Here is an 8,160-nt window from a genome sequence, read left to right on the forward strand (position 1 = left end):
GCTGCGCCGGGTCACCGCCCTGCCAGACTTCGACCAGCGCGCTGGCGGCCAGCGCCGCCTGCCACTGCGCCAGGTCCAGGCCGGCGAGCAGTTGCGACGGCAGGCGCGTTTCACCGGCCTGTTCCCCTTCGGGCGGCAGGGACAGGGCGAAATCCGGCTCGTCGAGGGTGACGGCCAGGTCCAGGCACACATGACCCTGACCCAACTGGTGACTGGCCAGCGCGGCGGCCAGCAACAGCAGCGGCGAGGCCTGCGGCTCGCGTTCGCGCAGGAAGCCGACGAAGGCGCGGTCCAGCGGCCGCAACCAGCCCCGACGCACCCAGAGATCCAGTTGGGCGATCAATTGATCGCTCTCGCTCAGCACCTGGGAAAGCAGGGGATAGGCCTCGTCGCGCAGTTGCCGGGCCAACAGATCGAGATTCATGGGCAGACCTCCGCATGGCCGGCAAACAGGCGATCCAGCGCCTCGATCAGCGCGCGCGGCGGCCGCTCGGCATGCACGCCGTGGGCGCCGCCGCGCAGGAACAGGTAGAGCGCGCCGCCCATGTGCCGCTCGTAGTCGTAGTCGGGCAGGCGCGCCTTGAGCTGGCGGTGCAGGGCCAGCAGGTAGAGCACGTACTGCAGGTCGTAGCGCTTCTCCAGCACGGTCTGGCGCATGGCCTCGGCGTGGTAGGCCTGCGCATCGCCGCCCAGCCAGTTGGACTTGTAGTCGGCCACGTAGTAGCGCCCCTCGAACTCGAACACCAGGTCGATAAAGCCCTTGAACAGGCCGTTCAGCCGGCTCGGCGCCAGCGCCGGGCGCGGCGCGCCATCGAGGGTGTGGGCGCGCACCAGGGCATCGAGGCGCTGCACGTCCACCTGGCGGCTGGAGAACCAGAACTCCATCTCCACCTGGTAGTGGCCGAGATCGGCCAGGCGCAGCGGCCGCTCGCCGGCAGTCAACGGCAGCTGCAGGTAGCCCCCGAGCCAGGCATCCAGTGGATCGATCCACTGCTGCCAGCCGCGCAGCTGGCAGCGCCGGGCGAGCATTTCGCGCCGCGCGGCGGGGTTGTCCAGCGCCTCGGCGAAGCCCTCGCGGCCGGCCCATTCCAGCAGGCCGTGCAGGAAGGTGCCGGGCTGCGGACCGCGCGGAAAGCGGTGCAGCTCGGCGCCCTCGGCCGCGCCGGCGAATTCGCGGCTCTGCGCATCGTCGTCGTGGATCTTCTGGGCGGCCGGACTGTCCGGGGCTTCGATCGGCTCGACCGCATCGTCGCCGGCCAGCGCCAGGGCGCTGTAGGAGGCGATCCACCAGTGTTCCAGGGCGCGCCGTTTGGGCAGGCGCGCCTGCAGCGCGGCGTTGTCGGCGGCCGGCGGCGAGAAGCGTTGCTCGTCAGGCGACGGCGGCGCGGCGAGCTGGATCCCGGACCCGGCGGCCTGCAGCGCGGCCAGCCGGGGCGCCAGCTCGAAGGGCTCGCCGCCGGCCAGTACGTAGCCGACGGCCGAACGGTGCAGGCAGGACTCCTTGCCCTGGCGGCGCTTGAGCTCGGCCAGCCCCAGCCAGCAGGCGTGCCGGGCGCGGGTCAGCGCCACGTACAGCAGGCGCAGGTCCTCGCCCAGGCGTTCGCGGTCGGCGCGGTCCACGGCGGCGGCGTCCGGGCGCAGGTCGACCTGCAGCTCGCCCTGCCCGTCGTGGTAGCGAAGCGGCGGATCGCCCTCCACCGGGCGGTGCGAGCAGATGAACGGCAGGAACACCAGCGGGTATTCCAGGCCCTTGGACTTGTGGATGGTCACCACGCGCACCAGCGCATCATCGCTTTCCAGGCGCAGGATCTGCTCCTCGGCGCCCTGCCCCTGGCCGCCCAGGTGCTCGGCCAGGTGGCGGATCAGCGCCTGTTCGCCGTCCAGCTCGCCGGCGGCCTGCTGCAACAGCTCGGCCAGGTGCAGCAGGTTGGTCAGCGCGCGCTCGCCGTCGTCGCCGGCCATCAGCCGCTGCGGCAGCGCGAAGTCCTGCATCAGGTGGCGCAGCATCGGCAGCACGCCCTGCCGGCGCCATTGCTGGCGGTAGCCGCGGAACTGCATCACCCGCGCTTCCCAGGCCAGTTCGTCCTCGGTGAGCGCGTGCAGCTCGCTCAGCGAACGGCCGAGGGTGACGGTGGCCAGCGCGGCGCGCAGCAGGCGCTCGTCGTCCGGCTCGGCGCAGGCGCGCAGCCAGGCCAGCACATCGGCGGCCTCCTGGCTGTCGAAAACCGAGCTCTTGTCCGACAGGTACACGCTGCGCACCCCGCGCCGCGCCAGCTGCTGGCGGATGGCCCGGGCTTCGCGGCCGTCGCGCACCAGCACGGCGATGTCCGCCGGGCACAGCGGCTGCAACGTACCGTCGGCGCGCCGGAAACCGGTCTGGCCGGCCAGACCGAGGTTGAGCAGCCGGGTGATCTGCGTGGCGCTGGCGGCGGCCAGTTCGCGGCGATAGCGCTCGCCGCTGATCGGCGCCGCTTCGGCCAGGTGCCAGAGGGTCATCGCCGGCTGGGCCTCACCGTCGATCTCCAGCGTTTCCGGACGGCCGCGCGCGTTCACGCGGTGGAACGGCAGCGGGTTGCCCGCCTCGCCCTTGAACAGGAAGGCGCCCAGCGGCTGCCGCTCGGCGAACTGGAACAGGTCGTTGACTGCCTCGACCAGCGCCGTGCTGGAGCGGAAGTTGGTGTCCAGGCTGTGGTGGCGGCCTTCGGTGGCGGCGCGCGCCTTCAGGTAGGTGAAGATGTCGGCGCCACGGAAGGCGTAGATCGCCTGCTTGGGGTCGCCGATCAGCAGGATGGCGCAATCGTCGCGCGCCTCGCCGATGCCGTAGATGCGCTGGAAGATGCGGTACTGCAGCGGGTCGGTGTCCTGGAACTCGTCGATCAGCGCCATGGGGAACTGCCGGCGGATCACCTCGGCCAGCCGCGGGCCGCTGTCACCGGCCAGCGCGGCGTCCAGGCGGGTGAGCATGTCATCGAAGCCGATCTGCGCGCGCTGGCGCTTTTCCCGGTCGAAGCGCTGTTCGATCCACTGCACGGCATGGCGCAGCAGCGCCTCGTCCGGATCGGCCAGCGCGGCGAGCGCCGCCGGCAGCTCGGCGATGGCCTGCAGGCCCGGGTGCGCGAAGGGCGTGCCCTGTTTCCAGATCTCCGCCAGACCGTCCGCGGTCAGCCGGGCAAAACCGGTGCCGAGATCCAGCTGCACCGCCTCGGAATCGCTGGCCCAGGCCTTGAGCGCGTCGCACCAGCCGTTGTACCAGCGCGCCTGCAGGCGACGGCCGTCCACGACCTTGCGGGCGCAGGCATCATCCAGCAGGGTGCGCAGCTCCTCGGCCCACAGCGCCCAGGGTTCCTTGAGCGCGGCCAGGCGCTGGGCACGCTCGGCCAGCGCGGCTTCGATCAGCGCGCGGATATCGGCGTGCGCCACGCCAAGGCCCAGCCCGAGCAGCGGTCGCACCCGCTGGCGCAACTCGGCGGGGCTGCGCCAGTGCTGGTGCACCCAGCCCAGCGCGGCGCCGCGCAGCGGGTAGAAGTGTGCGCGCCAGAAGTCGTTCACCACCTCGGCCAGCAGGTCGCTCTGGTCGGCTTCCAGGGTCTGGGTGAACAGGCTGCCGCTGTCGAAGGCGTGCTCGCGCAGCATGCGCTGGCACCAGCTGTGGATGGTGGACACGGCGGCCTCGTCCATCCACTGCGCGGCGGTGTCCAGGCGCAGGGCGCAACGCGGCCAGTCGGCCGGCGGGTATTCGTTGCGCAGGGCGACCAGCAGCTCGTCCGGATCGGCCAGTTCACCCCGGAAATGCCGGGCGCTCTGCGCCAGGCGTGTGCGGATGCGGTCGCGCAGCTCCTGGGTGGCCGCCTCGGTGAAGGTCACCACGAGGATTTCCGGCGGCAGCAGTGCACGACCGAAGCCGCGTGCCTCGCCGCCGTGGCCGAGCACCAGGCGCACGTACAGCGCGGAGATGGTGAAGGTCTTGCCGGTGCCGGCGCTGGCCTCGATCAGCCGGCTGCCCGTGAGGGGCAGGTCCAGCGCCAGATTGGGTTTGTCACTCATGCCGGCACCTCCAGTGCCTGCCAGTCGGCCGCCACCAGCGGGCCGTACAGGGCGTTCCACAGATCGCGGGCGCCGTCGACCGCCAGCAGGCTGTCGTAATCGGCGAAGTAGCGGCGCAGGTCGGCGCTTTCGTCGCGCTCGCCGGGCGTCCGGAATGCGCCTTCGTAGGCGCTGCGGCCCGCCTCGTCGGCGCCTTCCAGCAGGTAGGCGCAGGCGGTCTTCGGCGCCAGCGGCAGCGGTTGCTGCAGGTTGCGCAGCCAGGCGTCCAGCAGCGCGCGCAGCGCAGTCTCCGCGGTTTGCGCCGGCAGCGGCGCCAGGCGCAGGCCACCGTCGCTGCCGAGCAGGACGGTGTGCAGCGACACGCGGCAGGCGCTGGCCAGCAGGTGGGCGACCCAGGGGCGCATCAGGTGGTGCCATTTGCGCTTCTTCGGCTGCAGACCCAGCGCGCCGGGCTGCACGCGCAGGCTGAGCAGTTCGCCGAGGGCATTGCGGCGCAACCCGGGCAGCCAGCCGCCGACCGTCAGCTCGCCGTGCTGGAAGCCTACCGCCTGGGGCGAGGCCACCGCCTCGGGCCACAGCGTCAGCAGATGCCGGCGGGCCTCCAGCAGGTCCGGCAGCGGTTCCAGCAGCGCCGCGCCATGCAGCTCGCCGAACCCGGACAGGGGCAGCAGGCCGCTGCGCTGCAGCAGCGCCGCCTGTTCCTCCAGGCGCTGGCGCGCGGCCTCTGCGTCGGTTTCATCGAGGGCCGCGCGCAGCAGCGCGTCGCGCAGGCTGTGACGCTGCAGGCCGTCCAGCTCGAAGCACTCCGCATCCGGCGGCGGCGGGTCGCCGTCGCGCAGGTGGAGCTTCAGGCGCAGCTGATGGAACTGGCGCAGCGGGTTGCGCAGGAAGTCCTGCAGGGTTTCCAGCTCGAGGGCGCCGTCCACCGGGTACGGCGGCAGGTCGCCTTCCGGCTGCTTGCCCGCCTCGCCCTGGTGCAGCGCCAGCCACTCGCTGGCGTAGCTGAACAGCTCGCCATCGGCGCCGAAATAGGCGGCGTTGAACGGCTGCAGCGGGTGTTCGCAGGTCAGCGCCGCGAGCAGCGCTTGGTCATCGTCTTCCCGACCGGCCAGCCGCCAGCCGGCGGCCAGGTGGTCGCGCAGCTGGCCGATCAGCACCGACGGCGGCTTCGCGCCGTTGTCGCGCACGCTGCGGCCGATCCAGCTGACGTACAGCTGCTCGCGCGCCGAGAGCAGCGCCTCCAGCAGCAGGTAGCGGTCGTCCTCGCGGCGCGAGCGGTCGCCGGGGCGGTAGTCGCCGCCCATCAGGTCGAAGTCCAGTGGCGCCTGGGTGCGCGGGTAGTCGCCGTCGTTCATGCCCAGCAGGCAGACCACGCGGAAGGGAATGGCGCGCATGGGCATCAAGGTGCAGAAGTTCACCGCGCCGCTGAGGAAGCGCTGGCCGAGGCTGGGCTGGTCCAGCGCGCCAAGCCAGGCCTCGCGCACCACGGTGAGCGGCAGTTCCTCGTGCAGCCCGGCCTCGCGGCACTGCTCCAGCCAGCCCTCCAGGGCCTGGAGCAACTGGCTGAGCAGCAGCTCGTCCTGCTCGTCGCTCGGGCGCAGGAACACCTCCAGCAGCGCACGCAGGCGTTCGCCCCACTGCAGCGCGGTGGCCGGCCGGGAGAGTTCCCGCCAGGCCAGCTGCAGGCGCTCGACCAGGGTGACCAGCGGGCCGAGCAGCGCCGCATCCAGGCCGCCGATCTCGGCGTAGGGCTCGATGCCGTCCAGCGGCACGCCCTCGCCCACCGCGTAGCCGAGCAGCATGCGCCGCAGGCCGAACAGCCAGCTGTTCTGCTCCAGATTCGCCGGCACGCCGAAGCGCTGGCGCTGCGCGGCGTCCAGCCCCCAGCGCACGCCGGCGCCCTCGATCCAGCGGTGCAGCTGCGGCAGGTCGCCCTCGGCGATGCCCAAGCGCGCGCGCAGCGCCGGCACGTCCAGCAGGTCGAGGATCTCGCTGACCGCGAAACGGCTGTCCGGCAGGTTGAGCAAATGCTCGACGGCGATCAGCAGCGGCTCGCGGCCGCGCCGACCCTGGTCGGCCAGGGTGAAGGGGATGAAGCGCGCATCGTCGCGAGCGAGCCGACCGAACACCGCCTGGATGTGCGGGGTGTAGCGGTCGATGTCCGGCACCATGACGATCACGTCGCGCGGATGCAGGCCGGGGTCGGCGCTGAAGCGTGCCAGCAACTGGTCGTGGAGGATCTCCACCTCGCGCTGGGGGCTGTGGGCGATGTGGAAGCGCAGCGAGCGGTCCCGCTGCGGGTCCAGCGCGGGCCAGCGTTCGCGGGTCTCGGCCAGCGGGCGCAGTTCGAGAATGTCGTCCTGCAGCTGACCGAGCAGCGAGGCCGGCGCGTCCTCGCTGAACAGGTCGATGCGCTGGGCGGGGAACAGCGCGCGGTAGTCATCGGGGCTGTCGTAGCTGTCCAGCAGGTTGATGTAGTCGCGGCCCTGCTTGCCCCAGGCGGCCAGCAGCGGCTGGGCGTGCTGGTGCAGCAGCTCGGCCGGCAGGTCGGCGGGCATGTCGGGACGCCGCTGCTGGCGGCGGTACTGATGGCGCAGCAGGTCCTTGTCGGCCACGATGTCCGCCCAGTGATGGCGGCAGGGGTTGTGCACGCAGAGCAGCACCTGGCTGAAGCGCGCCAGCGCGCCGAGCGCTTCCAGCGCCTGGGCCGGCAGCGAGGAAATGCCGAACACGATGACCCGGCGAGGCAGGCCGCGCGGCGCCTCGTGCGCTTCGCGCAGCCGGGCGAGGAAGCGCCGGTGCACGCCGGCGCGGCTCTGCGCCAGGCCCTCGGCACCCACGTCGGCGAGCAGCGCGCGCCACAGTTCGGCCTGCCAGCCCTGCTCCTCGGTCAGCGCCACGATCTGGCCGCTGGCCTTGCGCAGCTGGTCGCGGCCGGCGGCCCAGTCCTCCAGCCAGTCGGCGCGGTACACCTGGTACTGGTCGAACAGGTCGGCCAGGCGCTCGGCCAGTTGGTGACGCTTGCGCAGGTCGTCGTCCTCGGCGAGGAAGCGGCGCAGCGGAGTGAAGCTGTCGCGCTCCAGCAGCGCCGGCAGCAGGAGCATCAGGCGCCAGGTCAGCGGGCCCTTGTCGAGCAGCGACACGCGGGGAATCGCCTCGCGGCCGAGCACCGTGCGGTAGGCCTGCCAGAGAAAGGCGGCCGGCAGCTGCACGTCGATGGCGGCGGCGATGCCGCAGCCGCCGCCGTCCTCGCGCGGGTCCTCGGCCAGCGCCTGCTTGAGCCACTGCGCCACGCCGTTGCTGTGCACCAGCACCACTTCGTTTTCCAGCGGGCGCAGCGGATAGCGCCCCATCCAGGCCACCGCCAGCTCGCGCAGCGCGTCCAGGCGGTTGCCGTGGACGATCATGAAGCCGGGCGTCAGGGGCTGATCTGCGGTCATGGAGTGTCCTCACCTCGAAGACCGCCATGGTAGTGGCTAAGCGCGACGGGACACAGGCTGGACGGACGGACAGGTAAAGTTTTCGCGCAGATACGCAGGCCACATTCCTGCGCTGGCGCAAATGCGCAGTCATGGCGCATGGCTATACTGGCGCGCCCATCGGCTCTGACACCTCCCTGCCATGCCTTCCATCTACCAGCTCAAACCCCGTTTCCAGGCCCTGCTGCGTCCGCTGGTGCACCGGCTGCACGACGCCGGGATCACCGCCAACCAGGTCACCCTGGCCGCCTGCGCCGGCTCGCTGGCGATCGCCGGACTGGTGGCGCTGTTCGCCGAGCAGCGCGGGCTGTTCGCGCTGATTCCGCTGTGGATGACCCTGCGCATGGCGCTGAACGCCATCGACGGCATGCTCGCCCGGGAATTCGGCCAGCAGAGCACCCTGGGCGCCTACCTCAACGAGCTGTGCGACCTGGTCTCGGATACCGCGCTGTACATGCCCTTCCTACTGCTGCCCGGCGTCAGCCCGCTGTGGCTGGTGCTGGTGCTGCTGCTCGCGCTGCTCAGCGAGTACGCCGGGGTGATGGGCCCGCTGGCCGGCGCCTCGCGCCGCTACGACGGCCCGATGGGCAAGAGCGACCGCGCCTTCTGCTTCGGCGCGCTGGGCGCCGGGGTCGCC

At 71.9% G+C, this 8,160-nt stretch carries 3 protein-coding genes and 1 pseudogene; 1 reads left to right on the forward strand and 3 read right to left on the reverse strand.

Annotated elements, in window-relative coordinates; translation table 11 throughout:
• The 3 genes and pseudogenes from AS93_RS19610 to recC form a co-directional block, all read right to left on the reverse strand.
• Nucleotides 1-424, reverse strand: a pseudogene (locus AS93_RS19610) (exodeoxyribonuclease V subunit alpha); the annotation flags it as partial.
• Nucleotides 421-4,044, reverse strand: a complete 3,624-nt coding sequence (gene recB, locus AS93_RS0116170) for an exodeoxyribonuclease V subunit beta (RefSeq protein WP_027591567.1) — start codon at nt 4,042-4,044, stop codon at nt 421-423. The pseudogene AS93_RS19610 and the gene recB, both read right to left, overlap by 4 nt.
• Nucleotides 4,041-7,484 carry an exodeoxyribonuclease V subunit gamma gene (gene recC, locus AS93_RS0116175; protein ID WP_027591568.1) on the reverse strand — a complete coding sequence of 1,148 codons (3,444 nt, stop codon included), beginning with the start codon at nt 7,482-7,484 and terminating at the stop codon, nt 4,041-4,043. The genes recB and recC overlap by 4 nt, the downstream gene beginning before the upstream one ends.
• A gap of 181 nt (nt 7,485-7,665) precedes the next feature.
• Between recC and AS93_RS0116180 the strand changes: the two genes are divergently transcribed.
• The coding region (locus AS93_RS0116180; protein WP_027591569.1) for a CDP-alcohol phosphatidyltransferase family protein at nt 7,666-8,160 on the forward strand (495 nt) is incomplete at its 3' end.

Source organism: Pseudomonas sp. RL, from assembly GCF_000647775.1.
GTDB classification, from domain to species: Bacteria; Pseudomonadota; Gammaproteobacteria; order Pseudomonadales; family Pseudomonadaceae; genus Serpens; species Serpens flexibilis.

Excerpts from the sequence above, each read along its gene's own strand:
- recC (WP_027591568.1), bottom strand. The coding sequence starts at position 7,484 with ATGACCGCAGATCAGCCCCTGACGCCCGGCTTCATGATCGTCCACGGC.
- recB (WP_027591567.1), bottom strand. The coding sequence starts at position 4,044 with ATGAGTGACAAACCCAATCTGGCGCTGGACCTGCCCCTCACGGGCAGC.